Annotated in this window: 14 protein-coding genes and 1 pseudogene; 10 read left to right on the top strand and 5 right to left on the bottom strand. The window is 71.2% G+C overall.

All coding sequences use genetic code 11. The features are described from left to right. Positions 1-123 precede the first annotated feature (123 nt). Together H4W31_RS03380 and H4W31_RS03375 are read left to right on the top strand one after the other, a co-directional pair. The gene (locus H4W31_RS03380; RefSeq protein ID WP_192765314.1) at positions 124-918 is read left to right on the top strand and encodes a hypothetical protein; all 795 of its coding nucleotides are present in this window, start codon (positions 124-126) and stop codon (positions 916-918) included. Next, positions 915-1,679 carry a hypothetical protein gene (locus tag H4W31_RS03375; RefSeq protein ID WP_192765313.1) on the top strand — a complete coding sequence of 255 codons (765 nt, stop codon included), beginning with the start codon at positions 915-917 and terminating at the stop codon, positions 1,677-1,679. Before H4W31_RS03380 ends, H4W31_RS03375 begins: the two co-directional genes overlap by 4 nt. Positions 1,680-1,809: 130 nt before the next feature. Here H4W31_RS03375 and H4W31_RS03370 read toward each other — a convergent pair whose 3' ends face one another. Continuing rightward, positions 1,810-2,943 carry an LCP family protein gene (locus tag H4W31_RS03370; protein ID WP_318783000.1) on the bottom strand — a complete coding sequence of 378 codons (1,134 nt, stop codon included), beginning with the start codon at positions 2,941-2,943 and terminating at the stop codon, positions 1,810-1,812. A gap of 162 nt (positions 2,944-3,105) precedes the next feature. Between H4W31_RS03370 and H4W31_RS03365 the strand changes: the two genes are divergently transcribed. Both H4W31_RS03365 and guaA read left to right on the top strand, forming a co-directional pair. Continuing rightward, positions 3,106-4,896, top strand: a complete 1,791-nt coding sequence (locus H4W31_RS03365; protein WP_192765311.1) for an FAD-dependent oxidoreductase — start codon at positions 3,106-3,108, stop codon at positions 4,894-4,896. A gap of 104 nt (positions 4,897-5,000) precedes the next feature. Further along, positions 5,001-6,554 (top strand): glutamine-hydrolyzing GMP synthase, encoded by a 1,554-nt coding sequence (gene guaA / locus H4W31_RS03360; protein ID WP_192765310.1) that lies wholly within the window; start codon positions 5,001-5,003, stop codon positions 6,552-6,554. Between the two features lie 179 nt (positions 6,555-6,733). Here the strand turns inward: guaA and H4W31_RS42470 are convergent. Continuing rightward, a pseudogene (locus tag H4W31_RS42470) lies at positions 6,734-7,036 on the bottom strand (PspC domain-containing protein); the annotation flags it as partial. A 187-nt stretch (positions 7,037-7,223) separates the two neighbouring features. On the opposite strand from H4W31_RS42470, the gene H4W31_RS03350 reads away from it, so the two are divergent. The 3 genes from H4W31_RS03350 (at position 7,224) to H4W31_RS03340 (ending at position 10,492) form a co-directional block, all read left to right on the top strand. Beyond that, a complete protein-coding gene (locus H4W31_RS03350) occupies positions 7,224-8,171 on the top strand; it encodes an NUDIX hydrolase (RefSeq protein WP_192765308.1) in 948 nt (315 codons plus the stop codon). A gap of 80 nt (positions 8,172-8,251) precedes the next feature. Further along, positions 8,252-9,196, top strand: a complete 945-nt coding sequence (locus tag H4W31_RS03345) for an NUDIX hydrolase (RefSeq protein ID WP_192765307.1) — start codon at positions 8,252-8,254, stop codon at positions 9,194-9,196. A gap of 291 nt (positions 9,197-9,487) precedes the next feature. Further along, complete coding sequence (locus H4W31_RS03340; protein ID WP_404825555.1) at positions 9,488-10,492, top strand: CDP-alcohol phosphatidyltransferase family protein; 1,005 nt, start codon at positions 9,488-9,490, stop codon at positions 10,490-10,492. A gap of 111 nt (positions 10,493-10,603) precedes the next feature. Here H4W31_RS03340 and H4W31_RS03335 read toward each other — a convergent pair whose 3' ends face one another. From H4W31_RS03335 to H4W31_RS03325, 3 genes are all read right to left on the bottom strand, one after another. Beyond that, positions 10,604-11,857 (bottom strand): phosphatidylserine decarboxylase, encoded by a 1,254-nt coding sequence (locus tag H4W31_RS03335; protein WP_192765306.1) that lies wholly within the window; start codon positions 11,855-11,857, stop codon positions 10,604-10,606. A gap of 181 nt (positions 11,858-12,038) precedes the next feature. Further along, positions 12,039-12,665: a phage holin family protein gene (locus tag H4W31_RS44670; RefSeq protein WP_192765305.1), complete on the bottom strand. Its 627-nt coding sequence runs from the start codon at positions 12,663-12,665 to the stop codon at positions 12,039-12,041. Continuing rightward, positions 12,662-14,410 (bottom strand): PspC domain-containing protein, encoded by a 1,749-nt coding sequence (locus tag H4W31_RS03325; protein WP_192765304.1) that lies wholly within the window; start codon positions 14,408-14,410, stop codon positions 12,662-12,664. The genes H4W31_RS44670 and H4W31_RS03325 overlap by 4 nt, the downstream gene beginning before the upstream one ends. Positions 14,411-14,621: 211 nt before the next feature. On the opposite strand from H4W31_RS03325, the gene H4W31_RS03320 reads away from it, so the two are divergent. The 3 genes from H4W31_RS03320 (at position 14,622) to H4W31_RS03310 (ending at position 18,620) form a co-directional block, all read left to right on the top strand. Next, entirely contained in the window at positions 14,622-15,866 is a 1,245-nt protein-coding gene (locus tag H4W31_RS03320; protein WP_318783702.1) for a PspC domain-containing protein, read from the top strand. 5 nt (positions 15,867-15,871) lie between these two features. After that, positions 15,872-16,555: a response regulator gene (locus H4W31_RS03315; RefSeq protein ID WP_192765302.1), complete on the top strand. Its 684-nt coding sequence runs from the start codon at positions 15,872-15,874 to the stop codon at positions 16,553-16,555. Positions 16,556-16,991: 436 nt separating this feature from the next. After that, a complete protein-coding gene (locus H4W31_RS03310) occupies positions 16,992-18,620 on the top strand; it encodes a peptide ABC transporter substrate-binding protein (RefSeq protein ID WP_192765301.1) in 1,629 nt (542 codons plus the stop codon). Positions 18,621-18,748: the final 128 nt, after the last annotated feature.

Genomic DNA, 18,748 nt, shown 5'->3' with positions numbered 1-18,748 from the left:
GGTCTGGACCGGGCCGAACGACGAATGAGCCGTCCAGTCGGTGTTCAGCAGTAGTCCAGTGCCCCGGGCCAAACTACGCCCGCAGTTCGACCTGTGTCGATGCGAACTGACCGAGGGAGGGACATGATGCGAAGACGACTACTCGGCGGCCTGCTGGCCGCGTGCCTCGCCGTATCGATGGTGGTGGGTGCGCCGGCCAAACCGGCCAAGGCGGTGGACGCGTCGTTCTGGATCAACGTCGCCGTGTCGGTGGCGGGGAGCCTGTTCGGCGGTGGCGGTGGCGGCGGGGTGAGCCCGGCGCAACTGGAACGCGCGAAGCGGGAGATCCTCGGCGCCATCAACCAGTCGCAACAGGAGATCCTCGCCCACATCGACGGCATCGCCGCCGCCGACGTACGCGCGTGCGCCCGCTCCAACACCCTCCTGATGCCGAACATCGACCAGATGGACATCTTCACGCTGTCGGTCTTCCTGGACAGCTCGCTCAACTGCGCGACCCTGTCGTCGGCCTACTTCGACGCCGTCCAGGACCTCGGCGCGGCGGACCACATCGCCCGGGTGATGGGCGAGATCTACGCGATCGCGATGGTCACGTTCGCGAAGTTCGGCTTCGACAGCACGCCCCTGCTGGACGACCTGATCGCCAGCTACGAGGCCGTACTGAACAGGATCAAGCCGTGGTGCGGGCACTCCTACGGCACCATCTGGGACCCCGAGTTCGCCTGGGTCACCGAACACACCTACGCCTGCCGGGCCCACACCGGCGACGTCGAGTCGTGGACGGAACTCCAGGCCGGCTCGCAGACCATGAACCCCATCGACTACGCCTTCGTCGAGACCAACGTGATGCGCAACACCGTACGTCCCTCGGTTCTGCGGGAACTGCCGCGGCTGAAGCAGATCCGGGCCAACGCATGAAGCGCCGGATTCTCGCGGCCGTCATGGGAACGGTCCTGCTCCTGACCGGTACGGCGCGACCGGCCGCGGCCGTGGACTACAACCGGTACATCGACATGATCCGGGTGACGGCGGCCTTCCTGGACTCGGCCGAGGACGGGCTGACCGTCGCCGAACTCGCCCAGTTCACCCAGGACATCAGGGGCGCGCTGGCCGGCGTCGAGACCGATCTGTTGACCCAGCTCAACAACCTGGAGATCGCCGACGTCAGAAGCCAGGTGCGGTACGCGGTGACCGGTGCCCAGATGATGGACCTGCCGCCGCTGCTCCCGCTGTACGTGAACACGGTCTACCAGGGAACCAACAACGCGCGCGAGAAACTCACGGAGTTCGACAAGGACCCGGAGCGGGACATCGTGGGCAAGGCCCTGATCGCGCAGTGGGACGTGCTGCTCATCGCCCAAGCGAGAGTTCCTAACATGAGAATCATGTACGCCGAGTACCAGGAGGCGCTCGAACACATCATCCGCAACGTCAGGCCGACCTGTAGCGACTCCATCGACAACCCGACCGGCACGGTCACCCACACCTGCAAGTTCAACGGCCGGATCGTGACCGGGCAGGAACGAAGCTTCGGCGGCCAGGCCGAACACCACTACGGTGACCGAAACTGGCAACCCGGCCCGTTGAGCCGCCCCACCATCGTCGACCGGACGATGGTGGAGACGGCGCTGGACCTGGCGGAACGGTCGCTCGCCGACCTGCTCCGGCCGCGGCGCTGACCGCTGTCGAGACGCTGCGGCGCTGACCGCTGTGGAAACGCTGCGGCGCTGACCGCTGTCGAGACGCTGCGGCGCTGACCGCTGTCGAAAGGGGTGCCCCGCGCCGGGCGGGGCACCCCTGACGGCTCGGTCAGTTCTTGATCACGAGTTTCGGGTTGGCCTTGAGATAGGCCTCGGCCCGGCCGGCCCGCAGTTCCGAGATGAACTTCTTGCCCACCGAGGTGAGCTGCTCGCCGCGATAGCTGCCGCCCCTGCCCACCCCCGAGCCGGGCAACGCGACCAGGGTCATCGCCTCCGGCCGGAGCTGGCTGAGGGCGTACCCGAAGTCGATGATGTCGCGACCCCGGCCCTGGAAGGTCAGCGCGTTGCCCAGGGCCCGCACCACCTGCTCCAGTTTTGCCTGGTCCCGGGCCAGGTCCTGGCTGAGCACCTGCTGCATGATGGCCTTGATCAGTTGCTGGTGGTGCCGCTGCCGGGTGTACGCGCCACCGCTGGTGTAGCGCTGCCGGGCGTAGTCCAGCGCCTGCCAGCCGGTGAGCTTCCGCCGGCCCTTCTCGTAGGTCATCTGCGGCCCGATGTAGCCGCCACCTCGCAACGTCCGCAGCTTGCCGTCCGGTCGCCGGTGCTGCGAGACCACCTTCTGGTCGACGTACAGGTCCACGCCGCCGAGCGCGTCGACCAGGTTGTCGAAGCCGCCGAAGGTCAGCACCGCACCCGCGTCGAACTTCTTGATCCCGGTGTACCTGCTGACCGTGCTGGAGAGCAGCTCGAAGCCCTGGGCGGTGTTCGGGCGCTTGTTCTTGCCGGGCACCCGGCTGCCGTAGCTCATCGCGTGGGTGAGTTTGGTGCGCTCGCCGGGGAAGTTCGCCTTCGGGAACTTCGGGATGTCGACCACCAGGTCGCGGGGGAGCGCGAACAGGTAGGCCCGGTCCAGTTCCTTCGTCACGTGCAGGATCAGTACGGCGTCGGAGTGCGGCTCCCAGTCCGGCTTGCTGATCCGGGTGTCCACACCGACCAGCAGCAGGTTGAGCGGGCCGGTGATGTCGGCCCCGGGTTCCGGCGTCGGGCTCGGAGTCGGGGTCGGGATGGCGGACGGCGTGGCCGGGGCACTCGGCCGGGCCGCCGGATCACTTCCCCCGCCGGTACCCCAGAACCGGTTGGCCGCGTACGCCGTGCCGCCCAGCAGCACCGCGACCGCGACGATCGCGGCGATCAGGGCGATCCGCCGACGGTTGGGTTTTCCGGTTTCTCCGGTGTCTGCCACGTGTCCCATCTCCCCTTTGCCCCCGAACGGTCTGCCAGGACCGCCCTTACTCAAGACGCATTCTCGGGGCGCCGACGTTGCACACCGGAGCGCCACGGCAGCAGGAATGATGGCGCAGTCCCGCCCTGGCGCGATAGCTACCGGTCGGTAATGATGGCCGATATGAGGCACAGCGCCGGCCGCGGTCCGGATCCGCCCGCCGGACCGGACCCCGACCTCGACTTCGACGTGGTGGTCATCGGGTCCGGCTTCGGCGGCAGCGTCGCGGCGCTACGGCTCGCCGAGAAGGGCTATTCGGTCGGCGTACTGGAGGCGGGGCGGCGGTTCGCCGACCACGAACTGCCGGAGACCTCCTGGCGGATCCGCCGCTTCCTCTGGGCACCGGCGCTCGGATGCTACGGAATCCAACGGATCACCCTGCTCCGCTCGGCCGGCAACCGCTGGCGGGGAACCGGACCAGGGGCGGGCGGTACGGCCCCGGCGAAGGTCCTGGTGCTCTCCGGAGCCGGTGTCGGCGGTGGCTCCCTGGTCTACGCGAACACCCTCTACGAGCCGCTGCCCGCGTTCTACGCCGATCCACAGTGGCACGACATCGCCGACTGGCGCACCGAACTCGCCCCGCATTACGACCAGGCGAAGCGGATGCTCGGGGTGACGACGTACCCGAGACAGACGGCGGCGGACCGGGCGATGCGGGCGGTGGCCGACCAGATGGGGGTCGGGCACACCTTCCACGCCACCCCGGTCGGGGTGTACCTCGGTCGGCCGGGCGAGCGGGTCGCCGATCCCTACTTCGGTGGCGTCGGTCCGGAGCGCACCGGCTGCCTACACTGTGGAGCGTGCATGACCGGCTGCCGGTACGGGGCGAAGAACAGCCTGGTCAAGAACTACCTCTGGCTGGCCGAGCGACTGGGCGTCGAGGTCCGCCCGCTGACCACCGCGACGTCGGTCCGGCCCGCGCCGTCCGGCGCCGGCTACGAGATCGAGACGGTACGCACCGGCGCCTGGCCGCCGAGGCACCGGCAGCGGATCCGGGCCGGGCAGGTGGTCCTGGCGGCCGGCGCGATCCAGACCCAGCGGCTGCTGCACCGGATGCGGGCCACCGGCGCGCTGCCCCACCTCTCGCCCCGGCTCGGCGCGCTCACCCGGACCAACTCCGAGGCGATCCTCGGCGCTTCGGTACCGCTGCGCGCGGCCCGGCGCGGCGGCGTCGACTTCACCGACGGGGTGGCGATCACCAGCTCGTTCCACCCCGACCCGGAGACCCACGTCGAGCCGGTCCGGTACGGGCGCGGCGCCAACCTGATGGGACTGCTCCAGTCGGCGCTGGTCGACGGCGGGCCGCACCGAATCCGACGCTGGCTCGGCATCCTGGTCCGGCGACCGGTGACGTACGCACCCCTGCTGTCGGTCCGGGACTGGTCCCGGCGCACCGTGATCGCGCTGGTCATGCAGTCGCTGGACAACTCGCTGACCGTGCACTACCCCCGGAGCCGGTTCGGCTGGCGACGGCTGGCCACCGGTCCGGGCCACGGAGCGGCGAACCCGACCTGGATCCCGGCCGGCAACCGGGCCGTACGACTGCTCGCCGAGCGGATCGGCGGGTTGCCGGGCGGGTCGGTGACCGAGCCGTTCAACGTGCCGGTGACGGCCCACCTGCTCGGCGGCGCGGTGATCGGGGCCACGGCGGCGGACGGGGTGGTCGACGCGTACCACCGGGTCTTCGGGCATCCGGGACTGCACGTGGTGGACGGGGCGGCGGTCTCGGCCAACCTCGGGGTGAACCCCTCGCTGACCATCGCCGCGCAGGCGGAGCGGGCAATTTCGTACTGGCCGAACCGGGGGGACCCGGATCCCCGCCCCCCGCTCGGCGACCCGTACGCCCCCGCCCCGCCGGTCCGGCCCGCCCAGCCCGCCGTGCCACCCACCGCCCCCACCGCCCTGCGCTGGTAGCGGGTGTAAGGAAGGGCCCCTTGTTATCGCATTCTGTATAGGAAGGGCCCCTTCCTAACGCCTGCATTCCGCGTAGCTCCGGGCGATGGGTAGGCTTCGTACACATGAACACGCCGCGCCCGGTCCTGGTGGTGGACTTCGGAGCCCAGTACGCCCAGCTCATCGCCCGCCGGGTGCGGGAGGCCCGGGTCTACTCGGAGATCGTTCCGCACTCGATGCCGGTGGCCGAGATGCTGGCGAAGGATCCGGCCGCGATCATCCTGTCCGGTGGTCCGGCCAGCGTCTACGCCCCCGGCGCCCCGCAGGTGGACCCGAAGCTGTTCGACGCGGGCGTGCCGGTCCTCGGCATCTGCTACGGCTTCCAGGCGATGGCCCGGGCCCTGGGCGGCACGGTCGCGCACACCGGCGGCCGGGAGTACGGCGGCACCGCCCTGCGGACCCGCTCCGACGCGACCGTCCTGCTCCGCGACCTTCCGGCCGAGTTGTCCGTCTGGATGAGCCACGGTGACTGTGTGACGGAGGCGCCCAGCGGGTTCACCGTGACCGCCGAGTCGCCCGGGGCGCCGGTCGCCGCGTTCGAGGACCTCGCCGGTCGCCGGGTCGGTACCCAGTTCCACCCCGAGGTGGGGCACACCGAGCACGGCCAGCGGATGCTGGAGCGCTTCCTCTACGACGTCGCCGGGATCGAGCCGAGCTGGACGCCGGAGAACATCATCGCCGACCAGATCGCCGAGATCCGGGCCCGGGTCGGCGACAAGGAGGTCATCTGCGGCCTCTCCGGCGGTGTCGACTCGGCGGTGGCCGCCGCCCTGGTGCACCAGGCCGTCGGCGACCAGCTCACCTGCGTCTTCGTCGACCACGGCCTGCTCCGGGCCGGCGAGGCGGAGCAGGTGGAGAAGGACTACGTCGCGGCCACCGGGATCAAGCTCAAGGTGGTCGACGCGGCCGACCGGTTCCTCGGCGCGCTGGCCGGAGTGGTCGATCCGGAGCAGAAGCGCAAGATCATTGGCCGCGAGTTCATCCGGGTCTTCGAGGCGGCGGCCCGGGAGGTGGCCGCCAGCGGGGACGTCGAGTTCCTGGTCCAGGGCACCCTCTACCCCGACGTGGTCGAGTCCGGCGGCGGCACCGGTACCGCCAACATCAAGTCACATCACAACGTCGGCGGGCTGCCGGAGGACCTGAAGTTCTCGCTGGTCGAGCCGCTGCGCACGCTCTTCAAGGACGAGGTACGCCAACTCGGCCTCGCCCTGGGACTGCCCGAGGCGATGGTCTGGCGGCACCCGTTCCCCGGCCCGGGACTCGCGATCCGGATCATCGGGGCGGTGGACCGGGAGCGGCTCGACCTGCTCCGGGCGGCCGACTTGATCGCCCGGGAGGAACTCACCGCCTCCGGCCTCGACCGGGACGTCTGGCAGTTCCCGGTGGTGCTGCTCGCGGACGTACGCAGCGTCGGGGTGCAGGGCGACGGGCGCAGCTACGGGCATCCCGTGGTGCTCCGCCCGGTGTCGAGTTCCGATGCCATGACGGCGGACTGGTCCCGACTGCCCTACGACCTGATCGCCCGGATCTCCACCCGGATCACCAACGAGGTGGCCGAGGTGAACCGGGTGGTGCTCGACGTCACGAGCAAGCCCCCGGGCACCATCGAGTGGGAGTGAGCTGACCCTCACGGTGCGGTCGGCGGGACCGGCGGCGTGCTGCTCGGCGGCATCGACGGTGTACCGGCCGGCGGGACCGGCGGTGCGCTGCTCGACGGCGTACCGGCCGGCCAGGCCGTGGGCGCGTCGGCCGGCGGGACCGGCGTACCGACGGGGTGCGTCGGCCAGGTGGGCGCGTCGGTGGGGCCCCGGGCTCCGCCGGTCGGCCAGTTCGGCGGCCAGACCGGACCGGCCTGGGGCGCCGGGTGCGGCCAGGCCGGAGCGTTGGCCGGCTCCTCCGGCATCAGGAACCACATCACCGGGTACGCCAGCAGGCCGAGACCGCCGGTGAGCACCGCGATGCCGGCGAAGATCACCCGGACCAGGGTGGGATCGACGTTGAAGTAGCGTCCGAGTCCGCTGGCCACCCCGGCGATCATCCGATCCGTGGTGGGGCGGCGGAGCTGCTTGTACGGGGGCTGGTGGAGCGGAATCTGTGTCATGTCTCCACGGTCCGCCCGTACGCCGCCGTCGTCCTCGGTGACCGCCCGGATACCGACCCTGATCGCCCCCTGACCGGACCGACCATCGCCCCGAGGGTCGGTCCGGCAATCCGCACTGGTGGGGCAACTGTCAGGAATCCGACTCTTTTCATGGTCGGATCCAATGATCAAGGGAGAATTTGGTCCTGTGACCCCCGCGCTGGAACCGATTCGCAGGATCGCCGCGTACGCGATTTGCACCGATTCAACCGATCAGGTGCTTCTGGTCCGCGCCTCGGCCCGGTCCGGAACGCCCGGTGTGTGGTCGCTGCCCGGCGGCGCCATCGACCACGGTGAGGACCCCAACCACACGGTGGTACGCGAGACGGCCGCGGAAACCGGCCTCTCCGTCTCCGTCGTCGGTCTCCGGGACGTCCTCGCGGACATGAGATCGCTACCGCACCGGGGCGTCACCATCCACACCGACCGGCTGCTCTACCAGGTCTCCGTGCGGGGTGGGACGCTCTGCGACCGGATCGGCCAGTCGACCGACCTGGCCCGGTGGCACAGCGTCGAGGAGGCGGCGAAACTCCTCCTGCGTCCGTTCACGGCGCGGGCCCTGGGGCTGCCGGGTGGGCCGATCGACCTGCGCCCGGACGAGGCGCCGGAGTTCCCCTCCTTCCATGCGGTGCCCGGCCCGGACGGACTGCACCGGGCCCAGCGCTTCGCGGCGTACGCGGTCGCCACCGATCCGGCCGGCCGGGTGCTGCTGACCCGGGTCGCCGACGGCTATCCCGGAGCGGGCTGCTGGCACCTGCCCGGTGGCGGCACCGACTACGGCGAGCAGCCGGGCGCGGCGCTCATCCGTGAGCTGGTCGAGGAGACCGGCCAGCGCGGCCGGCTGGTGGAGCTGATCGGGGTGGCGAGCCATCGGGACGCGGCCTCGCTCGGCCCCGAGGGCTATCCGATCGACTGGCACGGCGTACGCGCCTTCTACCGCGTGGTGGTCGACTCGCCGGCCACGCCGACGGTCAGCGACGTCGGCGGTTCCACCTCCGAGGCCCGGTGGTTCGGCCGGGACGAGCTGGAGGCGCTGCCGGCCGAGCGGCTGACCGAGGTGACCGCCGAGGCCGTCCAGGCGGCCCGGCTGGGCTGACGACACCGCTTCTCCGACCCGCGCGCGTTCCGGCCCATCCCGGCCGGCATGATCGATACGACGCGGGGGAGGGGACGACGGTGGATCGGCGACGGCGGATCGGGGCCTACGGGTTGTGTCGGGACGGGGATCGGGTGCTGCTCGCCCGAGGCTCCGGGACCTCCGCCTTCCCCGGGGTCTGGCAGCTTCCCGGCGGCGGGATCGAACACGGTGAGCACCCGGTCGCGGCGGTGCTGCGGGAGTTCGCCGAGGAGACCGGCCTGAGCGTCGAGGTGACCGGACTCCGCGCCGTGCTCGCCGACGTGGTCCGGCTGGCCGGCACCGAGGGCCCGGTGGCGGAGCACACCGACCGGATCGTCTACGACGTCGCCAGGCCGGGCGGAGTGCCGGCCACGGATCCCGACGGCCGGCCCCCGCACGTCGACCCGGACGGCGGCAGTGACGCCGTGGCCTGGTTCGGCCCGGGGGAGCTGGCCGGGCTCGCCCTGATGCCGTTCACCGCCGAGCTGCTCGGCCGACCGGTCGACCCGCTGCCGGAGGGAATCCGGGTCCTGCGTACCGGGGCGCCGGCGCGGTCGGCGTCGGTCGACCGCCGTCAGCGCTTCGCGGCGTACGGGCTGGCGACCGACCCGGCCGGCCGGATCCTGCTCGCGCGGATCGCGGACGGCTTCCCCGGCGCCGGCCGGTGGCACCTGCCGGGCGGCGGCACCGACCACGGCGAGCAGCCGGCCAGCGCGCTGCTACGGGAACTGGTGGAGGAGACCGGCCAGCTCGGCCGCATCACCGCGCTGCTGCGCGTGTCGCACCGGCACAACACCTCCGAGTTCGGTCCGGAGGGCCGCGCGCTGGACTGGCACGGGGTACGGGTGATCTACCGGGTCCTGGTCGACGCGCCCACCGAGGCGAAGGTTACCGAGGCGGCGGGAGGGTCGACCGCGAGCGCGGGCTGGTTCCGGCCGGCCGAGGCGGCGGTGCTGCCGCACACCGAGGTGGTGGGTACGGCGTTGTCCCTGCTCGGGCCCTGAAGATCGTCCCGGGGAGCTCGAAAGATCTTGGCCGAATCGGCCGTTGTGACTGGTTCGGATAGAGTTGCAGGGGGCCGGCACCGCGCCCGGCCGGGGATAGCGTCCCGGATAGGGAGGTCTGGGTGTCTCGGGCGGTTTGGGGGAAATACCCCCCAGGCAGCTATCGCGAATCCCTTGCGTCTGTGCGATGGTGTAGGCCGCAATTGGTTGCCGGCCAAGCGGTTCCGGCGTTCGATGGCGCTGGGCCGGCCGCCACGGTGGCGGACAAGTTGATCCGTTGATGGAGGAAACGTGCCGAGAGCCCCATGGCGTCGGCGTCGTACGTCGGACAGTCCGCGCCCCGCTGGGCGCCGCTGGGCGGGTCGGTTGCGCCGCAGCGGCACGTTCGCCCGCCAGGTGCTGCTGGTCCGGGTCGGACGCCGGGAGCAGTTGCTGGACGGCACCAGCGCCCTGGACGTGTCCGACCGCTACTACCACGACGCCTCCGGTCCGATCGACGCGTACGGCGTGGGTCGGCTGACCGCTGCGGAGATCGAATCGGTCGTTCCGGTCAGCCCGGCGATCGGCCCGTCCGACGCGGTCGACGCCGCAGGCTCGGCGATGGCCATTCCGCTGCTGCCCGGCGAACGGACCATGGCCCGCCGGATCAAGTTCGCGGTGGTCAACGCCTGCACCCTCGCCAGCCTGACCCTGGGACTGCTCGCGATCTTCCAGGCCATGCAGGGCGACGTGCGCGTCGCGGCGTACTGCCTGATCGCCTGCGTGGCCTTTGACGGGCTCGACGGGGCGCTGGCCCGCCGGATGGGCGTGGCCAGTCCGTTCGGCGCCCAGATGGACTCGCTGGCCGACATGTGCTCGTTCGGGCTGGCCGCCCCGGTCGTGGTCTACGCCTCGCTGGTGGGATCGGTCTCGACCGCCGCCGCCGGGGTCGCCTGCGCCCTCGTCGCCACCTGTGCCGCGATCCGGCTCGCCCGGTTCAACGTCTCACCCAAGGACGGCCGGTTCTTCTGCGGTGTCCCGACCACCATGGCCGCCGCGGTGCTCGCCCTGGTGGTGCTGATCGGCCTGCCGGTCTCCGGCGCGGTCCAGGTCGCCGGGGTCGGGCTGCTCGCCTTCGCCATGGTCTCCAGCTTCCCGTACGCCAAGCTGGCCCGGCTGATCAAGCTGCCGCCGTGGGTGTGGCTCGCACCGGTGATCGGCGCCCTGATCGAGCCCCGGCTCACCTTCGCCCTCCTGGTGGTGGGCTACCTGGTCAGCGGGCCGCTGCTCTGGCTGCGTCAGCGCCGCACCGCCTGACCCGTCCCGCCGTACGGTCCGAACCGTCCGCCACACCCCTCGCCCACCGGCCTGAGCCGGTGGGCGATCGATCGTTCCCGTCCAGTGGTGGGACCGAGCCGGTGTCGACGGTCAGCGCCAGCGGGCGATCACCGATGCCCCGCCCACGACCCGTTCGCCCGGACCGACCAGCGGGTCGGCCCCGTCGGCCGGCAGGTACACGTCGGTGCGTGAGCCGAACCGGATCAGGCCGAAGCGCTCACCCCGGGCCAGCAGCGAACCGACGGGCGCCCGCTGCACGATCCGCCGGGCGATCAGGCCGGTGCGCTGGGCGACCACCACGGTCCCGTGCTCGGTGTCGAGCACCGTGTACGCGGCCACGTTGTGCTCCGCGTCCGGCTTCATCGCGGCGGCGAAGCCACCGTCGGCGACGAAGTAGTCGACCACCTTGCCGGCCACCGGCGACCGGTTGACGTGCACGTCCAGAACCGAGAGGAAGACCGCGATCCGGAGGAACTCGCCGTCGCCGAAGCGCTCGTCGCGCAGCCGCTGTACGGAGAGCACCTGGCCGTCTGCGGCGGCGACGACCGCGGACTCGTCCTCCGGGACGTCCCGCTCCGGATCCCGGAAGAACGCGGCCACCGGGCCGGCGGCCAGGGCGGGCAGCAGCCAGAGCCGGGACTTCGGCCGGGTGAGCCGGGTGAACGCGGCGAGTCCCAGGGCGATGCCGGCCGCGGCGACCCCGTTCGAGTCGATGTGCATGCCCCTGGTCAGCGGAACGCTGGAGGTGCGGTACGCGGGGGCCAGCCGGGCCGCCACCGCTACCTCGGCCGAGGTGTAGCGCAGCCGGTGCACCCGGACCGGTGGCTGGTTGACCAGGACGAGGTCGCTGCCGACGCCGAAGAGCGCGCTCTGCCGTTCGAGCTCGCCGACCGCACCCGGGGCCCGGCCGGGCAGTGCCGGCACCGCGACGCTCAGCACGCCACCCTCGGTCAGGTACTTGGCCAGCGCGTCCAGGCCGGTCCGGGTCTCGTCGGCGGTTCCGGCGAGCGGGACTCCCGCGACCACCACGTCCGCCGGGTCCGCCTCGGCCAGCGAGTCGACGACGCGTACCCGTTGGGAGGTCCACTGCCCCAGGGCCGTGACGTGGTCCCGGAGATGGTTCGCGGCGAGCGCGTCCGCCGGTACCACGGTGAGCGCGTCGCCGGGCAGTAGCGCGTCGATCGACGCGGCCAGCACGGGCGAGTCGGTGGCCGCCCCGACCAGCAGGGTGGTCTTCGGACCGTGGTGCCGGGACATCTCGGTGGTGAGGACGCGGGCGGCGCGCTCGCCGACGCGGACCGGACGGCCGGGGCCGGTGCTGCGTACGGCGGGGGACTGGGTCATGTCGGGCGGGCTCCTCGCGAGGTCAGGACGGACGGCTGCCGATACCGACGCAGGCTACGCCGTGCCGATGGTGACGCAGGCCGCGCGGCGGGGCGGATTTCGACCGACTGTGCACGATCGGCCGGCGGAGGTGGAAACCTCCGCCGGCCAGTTTAGGCACCGCCTGACCGAGCCGCATCGATCACGGACGCCGCTCGTCGCCCCGGTCGGGGTCGCCGGGGTGGTAGGTCCGGTCCCGGATCGGTCCGGTCTCGTCCGGGTCGAACGTCTGCGCGCTCGGTGTCGTCCCGGTGTCGTCCCGGTTCCACGTCTGCGCGCTCGGTGTCGTCCCGGTGTCGTCCCGGCCCGACGTCTCCGCTGCCCGCGACGTCTCGTCCCGGTCCGACCCGTAGTCGAGGGGTTCGGGGGTGGGCCGGTCGAACAGGTCCGTGGTGGGCCGGTCGAACGGGTCGAGGGGCCGGTCGAACAGTCTCGCGGTCGGTTCGTCGGCGGTGGGCCGATCGAACTCCCTGGTGGGCGCGTCGGCCGATCCGGTGCCGACGGCGTCGGCCACCAGCGTGGTCGACGGGGCCGACGAATCCGTGGTCGACGTGGTCCCGGGCTGGGCCGTCTGCCGTCGTGCGGACCGGCTGGAGCGCAGGGCACCCATCAGGCCGAGCCCGCCGACGACGATCAGGGCCGAGGCGAGCAACCAGCCGACCGCCGGCAACGCGAGCTGGGTGAGCTGCGCGAACAGCCACCAGGCCGCGACGCCGAGGAAGATCAGGGCAAATGTCAGAGACACCCCGTCGGTACGATGCGCCTTCATCGTGTCACCTCCGCGCTGGCCGCGTTGACCTCTAGGGAGAGCAGTAACCGGCCGCCGCCGGCCCCGTCGTTGCCGTAGTCGGTCACATCCCGTTCCGAGCCGGGAAAGTTGCCGTACCGGTGACCCAGGATGTACGCGTCGCCCGCGCTCACGTCGACCCGTACGGTCACGTCGACGTTCGGCGGCAGGATCACCTTCACCTCGCCGAGATCGACATCCACGCTCACCTTGGCGTCACGGCCGGCGAACTCCACCCGGGTGAGGTCCAGGGTCGCGCTGCCCAACCGGGTCTCGTAGCGATCGGCCATCACCTCGTAACTGGCCGGTGCCCAGACCACGTCCTCCTCGCTGTGCAACTTCGTGTAGGACTCGGCGACCGTCGAGATGCCCAGGGCACAGGCCGCGACCAGCCCGAGGGCGATGAGCCAGCGGGCCCGGCCGAACCAGGCGCCGACCAGCAGCCCGAGGGCGATGGTCACCAGGACGGCGGCGAAGTAGGTGGACGGCATCACCCGGACCAGGTTGCTCAGGTCCAGGATGGCGACCAGACCGATCGCCACGAAGATCATGGAGAAGGTGGCGGCGCCCAGCGAGGACCGCTCGCGGGGCCGTTTCGGCTGCTTCGTCTTGCGCGGCGGTACGGGCGCGGGCCGGGTGCCGGCGGTGGCGTACGGGCCGTGCGGCGCGAACGGCGGGCGGTAGCCGGTGGGAGTGGGCGGCACGCCCAGCGGAGGAGCGGGGGGCGCCGCCGGAGTCGGGGCGTACCCGGTGGGCCAGGCCGGCGGAGGTGGTGGCGCCGGTACGGGCTGCCCGACCGAGCCGCTCGGCGCGGTGGCCGGCGCCGCCGGGGCGTACCAGCCGGGGTGTCCGGCCCCGGGCGTGGCGGGCGGGTACGGCTGACCGGAGTACGGCTGACCGGTATACGGCTGCCCCGGGTACGGCTGACCGGGGTAGCCGACCGGCGGGCCTGTCGGCGGTGGTGGACCACCGGCCCCCGGTTGCCATCCCGAGCCGGCCCGGTTCGGGTCCCGGTGCAGCAGCAGCGCACCGCAGATCAGCACCGCCGCACCGAGCAGGACCGCCCGGAAGGCGTCGGTGACGATGAAACCGAACATGAGGGCGACGAGGATGCCGAGCACGAGCACCGTGACCGGGGACATGCTCGACCGGCCCCGGCCCAGCATCGACTCCACCGGAGAGGCGGTGTCACCCTCGGACGGGATGATCAACCACGCGGCGAGGTACACCAGGATGCCGATCCCACCGAAGAAGCCCAGTACGGCGAGGAGGACACGCCAGAGGATCGGATCGCTGTTCGTGGCTCGTCCGATCGCGGCGCAGACGCCCGCGAGGTAGCGCCCCTCGCTCGGGCGGACGAGTCCGTACCGCTGGGTGAAGCCGAATCCCGGCGGCATGTCGCCCGGGCCCGGTGGTGGGGTCCAGCCCGCCCCCGGCGGCGGCGTTCCGCCGGATCCGGCCGAGGGCGGCGTTCCGCCGGCCTCCGGTGGTGGTGTTCCCGTCGGTCCCGGCGGTGGCGTCCAGTCCGGTCCGGCTGCCGGTGCCGGCGGGCCGTCGGCCGGTCCGGTCGGACCGGCGGGTTCACCCGGTGCGGTGGGGTGTTCGGCCGCCGGAGTCGGGTGGTCGTCCGCCCGGTCGGGGCCGGTGGTTCGGCCGGGGCTGTCCGCTCGGTCGGGGCCGCCTTCCGGACCAGGCGTTCCGCGCGTGGCGGCAGCATCGTCGGTCATGGGTCGATCCTGCGCCGTCGCTGGTCGGCCGGCCTCAGGCGACAACCCTGAGCCCACCCTGAGATATCTGGTGCGCGATGTCCGGGGAGTCCCCATGGCTGCCGACCGGGACCGCGTGTGACCATCGAAGCGTCGCTGCCAGGGATGTCGCGGGGGTGGTCCCCGGGACAGGCTGTCGGCCACCGCCATCTGTCAGGACGAGGAGCATCCGATCCGCGCCACGACCGAGTCACCCCGGCTCTACCGCGCTCGCGACCACCGAATGGTCGCCGGCGTGGCCTCCGGCATCGCCTGGCACCTGGGCATCCGCGTGGTGTGGGTGCGGATCGCGTTCGTTCTGCTGCTCGGGTTCAGCGGTCTGGGCCTGTTGCTCTACGCGGCGTTCTGGGCGGTCGTGCCGCCCCGGCCGGGTGGCACCGGGCCGCCGCCCCGGCGCAACGTCTTCCACCTGTTGCCGTTCGTGGTCATCGGACTCGCGGTGATGTTGGTCGAGGTCGTGATCTTCAAGTCCGGGGTGGCCGGGACGGCCGGTTGGCTGGTTTCGATCATCGCCGTCGGTGCCGGCGTGATCTGGCACCAGTCCGCCCCCGAGCGCCGCTGGCAGTGGAGCGAGTCGCTGCCGGTGCCGTGGCTCGGTGCGGTGGTGGAGGAGAGCGACCGGCGCGCGTTCGTCCTGCGGTTCATCGGCGGCGGGGTCCTGGTCGCGGTCGGGTTGATCGGCGTGGTCGCGGTGTACCGGCCGCAGGGGAACTTCGACGCGGTGATCAACGGGGTGATCTTCGCCCTGGTCGCGCTCGCCGGTGTCGGCGTGGTCGCCGCACCGGTGCTCTGGCGGACGTACAACCAGTTGAGGGCGGAGCGGGAGGGCCGGATCCGGGAGCAGGAGCGGGCTGAACTCGCCGCCATGATCCACGACCAGGTACTGCACACCCTGGCCCTGATCCAGCGCAACGCGGGCGACGTGAAGATGGTTCAGCGGCTGGCCCGGGGACAGGAACGGTCGCTGCGGAGCTGGCTGTACAAGCCCGCCGGCTCGCCGACCGAGCGGCTCGCCGCGGCCCTGGAGCAGGCCGCCGCCGAGGTGGAGGACACCTTCGCGATCACCGTCGAGGCGGTGGTCGTCGGTGACCGGGAGACGGACGAGCGGGTCGGCGCGCTGGTCGCCGCCGCCCGGGAGGCGCTGGTCAACGCGGCGCGGCACGCCAAGGTCGAGACCGTGTCGCTGTACGCCGAGGTCGAGCCGGAACAGGTGAGCGTCTTCGTCCGCGATCGCGGGGCGGGCTTCGACCTGGCTACGGTGGAGGACCACCGGCACGGCGTACGCGGCTCGATCATCGGACGGATGAAGCGGCACGGTGGGCGGGCCGAGATCCGCAGTACGCCGGGCGATGGCACCGAGGTGCGACTCTTCCTGCCGATTCCGCGGGAGGGCACACCACCAGGGAAGGACAGGTAACGACCATGGTCGAGACGACGGAGCCGGCGCAGGACGGCACGCCCGAGCCACGGCGGCTGCGGGTGTTCCTCGTCGACGATCACGCGATGTTCCGGGCCGGCGTACGGGCCGAGCTGGGCGCGCACGTCGAGGTGATCGGCGAGGCCAGTACGGTCGCCGAGGCGGTCAGCCGGATCGCGGCCACCGAGCCGGACGTGGTGCTGCTCGACGTGCACATGCCCGACGGGGGTGGCCGGGCGGTGCTGGAGGCGGTCCGGCGTACCCGGCCGGAGGTCCGGTTCCTGGCGCTCAGCGTCTCGGACGCGGCCGAGGACGTGATCGGGCTGATCAGGGCCGGTGCCCGGGGGTACGTCACCAAGACGATCTCGCCCGACGAGCTGACCGCCGCGATCCGCCGGGTCGCCGACGGCGACGCGGTCTTCAGCCCCCGGCTGGCCGGGTTCGTGCTGGACTCCTTCGCCTCGCGGCCGGACGCCCCGGTCGCCGACCCGGAGCTGGACCAGCTCACCAACCGGGAGCGGGAGGTGCTCCGGCTGCTCGCCCGGGGGTACGCCTACAAGGAGATCGCCAAGGAGCTGTTCATCTCCATCAAGACCGTGGAGACGCACGTGTCGAACGTGTTGCGCAAGCTCCAGATGTCCAACCGGTACGAGCTGTCCCGCTGGGCCGCCGACCGCCGTCTGGTCTGAGTACGCCCGAACCGGCCCGGTACGCGGACGCCGAGGGACGTCCGCGGCCGGAGCCATCGGTGTCGGTTCGGTGACGATCAGGTACATTGCATCGATGGTGATGAGTGTCTTGTCGGCCCGGGTACCCGTCGTACCGAGGTCCACATCGTCCGGATGGCCAGATACGGCAAGTACTCGCTTGACATCGGAGAGCGTGCACACCGAGGCGGGATAGGTCACAATGAGCGTTGCGCGCGGCCTCCGGGGCCCTCGGGACGGGTGACGTTTTGGCTGCTCACCGTCGTGGCGCGCGGTCGCCGGGCGGGCCGCCGTCCAGGTGTGAAACATTGCCGGCAACTAACGGGTTGATAACGGCACCTTTCCGCGCTAGGCAGCTCAGTGTCACAGTGTCAGTCACCTCACAGTCCCTCGTGAGCGCCCTGAGGAGGCTCTACTCATGCGCGGGCAATTCCCGTTAAAGATGGCGGTCGGCGCGACCGCCATAATGTTGTTGGCGGCAGGCTGCGGTGGCGGCGCCGATGAGACCGAGGCCGCTGACGCGGTGATCTCGATCGGCATCGGCGAGCCCCAGCACCTGATCCCCAGCAACGCGACCGAGTCCAACGGTGCCGAGGTGCTTGCTGCGCTCTTCAGCCCGCTCGTCGACTTCGACGCCGACAACAAGCCGTACCTGGTTGCCGCCGAATCGGTGGAGTCGACGGACAACAAGGTCTGGACGATCAAGCTGAAGGACGGCTACACCTTCCACAACGGCGAGAAGGTCGGCGCCGACAACTACATCAACGCCTGGAACCACGCGGCGTACGGCCCGAACGGCAACGGCGGCTCGTACTTCCTGGAGCGGGTCGAGGGCTACAAGGACCTGCAGTCCAAGGACCCGGACGGCGAAGGCCCGCAGAAGGCTCCGGACCCGGCGGCGAAGACCCTCACCGGTCTGAAGAAGGTCGACGAACTGACCTTCACGGTGACGCTGAGCGAGCCGTTCTCCGGCTGGCGTTCGGTCATGGGCTACACCACCTTCTACCCGCTGCCGGCTGCGGCGTGGCAGTCCGAGGGTGTGCTCAAGGAGGACTTCGAGCAGGCTCCGATCGGCAACGGCCCCTTCAAGATGAAGGGCAAGTGGGAGCACGACGCGAAGATCGAGGTCGAGGCGTACGACGCCTTCCCGGGTGACAAGCCGAAGGTCGGTGGCGTCAACTACCGCATCTTCCAGGAGCAGACGGCCCAGTACGCCGAGCTGATGGGCGGCGGCCTGGACGTCGTCACCCAGATCCCGATCGAGAACCTGGCCAGCGCGCCGACCGATCTGGGCGACCGCTTCAAGACCAGCCCGAACTCCGTCTTCCAGTTCGTCGGATTCCCGACGTTCCAGCAGGACTTCGCAAAGGTCGAGGTGCGTAAGGCGATCTCCATGGCGATCAACCGCGAGGAGATCACCACCAGCATCTTCCGGGGTTCGCAGACCCCGGCGACGTCCTTCGTCTCTCCGGCGGTGGCCGGCTTCCGCGAGAACAGCTGCGGCGAGGCCTGCACCTACGACCCGGCCAAGGCGAAGACGGCGTACGAGGCCGCCGGTGGCCCGAAGCAGATCAAGATCACGTACAACGCCGATGGTGGGCACAAGGCGTGGGTCGACGCGACCTGCAACCAGCTGAAGGCCAACCTGGGCGTGGACTGCGTCGGTACCGGTGAGCCGAAGTTCGCCGACCTGCTGACCAAGGTCGAGGCCAAGGAGCCGGTGGGCCTGATCCGGCTCGGCTGGATCATGGACTACCCGCTGATGGAGAACTACCTGGGCCCGCTGTACGGCACCGGCGGTTCGTCGAACTACTACGGTTACAGCAACCCGGAGTTCGACGCCCTGGTCAAGCAGGGTTCGGCCGCGCCGACCCAGGAAGAGGCCATCAAGCTCTGGCAGCAGGCCGAGGACATCCTGGCCCGCGACATGCCGGTCATCCCGCTGCGACTCGGCCAGAACGTCTTCGGTCACTCCGAGCGGGTGAAGAACGTCGAGGTCGACAAGTTCCAGAAGGTCGAGATCCTGAAGATCGAGGCCACGAGCTGATCTGATCGCGCCAAGCGGCGTACGGTCCGGTCCACCCCGGCCAGCCCGGGTCGGACCGGACCGTACGTGCGAGCCTCACCAGCCCGACCCGGGTCTGGTGAGGCTGCGGTCGCTACCGTCCCATCGCG

Origin of the sequence: Plantactinospora soyae (assembly GCF_014874095.1) — a bacterium.
GTDB lineage: Bacteria > Actinomycetota > Actinomycetes > Mycobacteriales > Micromonosporaceae > Plantactinospora > Plantactinospora soyae.
The sequence above is the reverse complement of the archived record's forward strand: the minus strand, read 5'-3'. Positions and strand labels throughout refer to the sequence as shown.

Bases quoted from the DNA above. Each gene is read 5' to 3' on its own strand.
- H4W31_RS03380 (WP_192765314.1), top strand. From the start codon at position 124: ATGATGCGAAGACGACTACTCGGCGGCCTGCTGGCCGCGTGCCTCGCC.
- H4W31_RS03375 (WP_192765313.1), top strand. From the start codon at position 915: ATGAAGCGCCGGATTCTCGCGGCCGTCATGGGAACGGTCCTGCTCCTG.
- H4W31_RS03365 (WP_192765311.1), top strand. From the start codon at position 3,106: ATGAGGCACAGCGCCGGCCGCGGTCCGGATCCGCCCGCCGGACCGGAC.
- guaA (WP_192765310.1), top strand. From the start codon at position 5,001: ATGAACACGCCGCGCCCGGTCCTGGTGGTGGACTTCGGAGCCCAGTAC.
- H4W31_RS03335 (WP_192765306.1), bottom strand. From the start codon at position 11,857: ATGACCCAGTCCCCCGCCGTACGCAGCACCGGCCCCGGCCGTCCGGTC.
- H4W31_RS44670 (WP_192765305.1), bottom strand. From the start codon at position 12,665: ATGAAGGCGCATCGTACCGACGGGGTGTCTCTGACATTTGCCCTGATC.
- H4W31_RS03325 (WP_192765304.1), bottom strand. From the start codon at position 14,410: ATGACCGACGATGCTGCCGCCACGCGCGGAACGCCTGGTCCGGAAGGC.
- H4W31_RS03315 (WP_192765302.1), top strand. From the start codon at position 15,872: ATGGTCGAGACGACGGAGCCGGCGCAGGACGGCACGCCCGAGCCACGG.
- H4W31_RS03310 (WP_192765301.1), top strand. From the start codon at position 16,992: ATGCGCGGGCAATTCCCGTTAAAGATGGCGGTCGGCGCGACCGCCATA.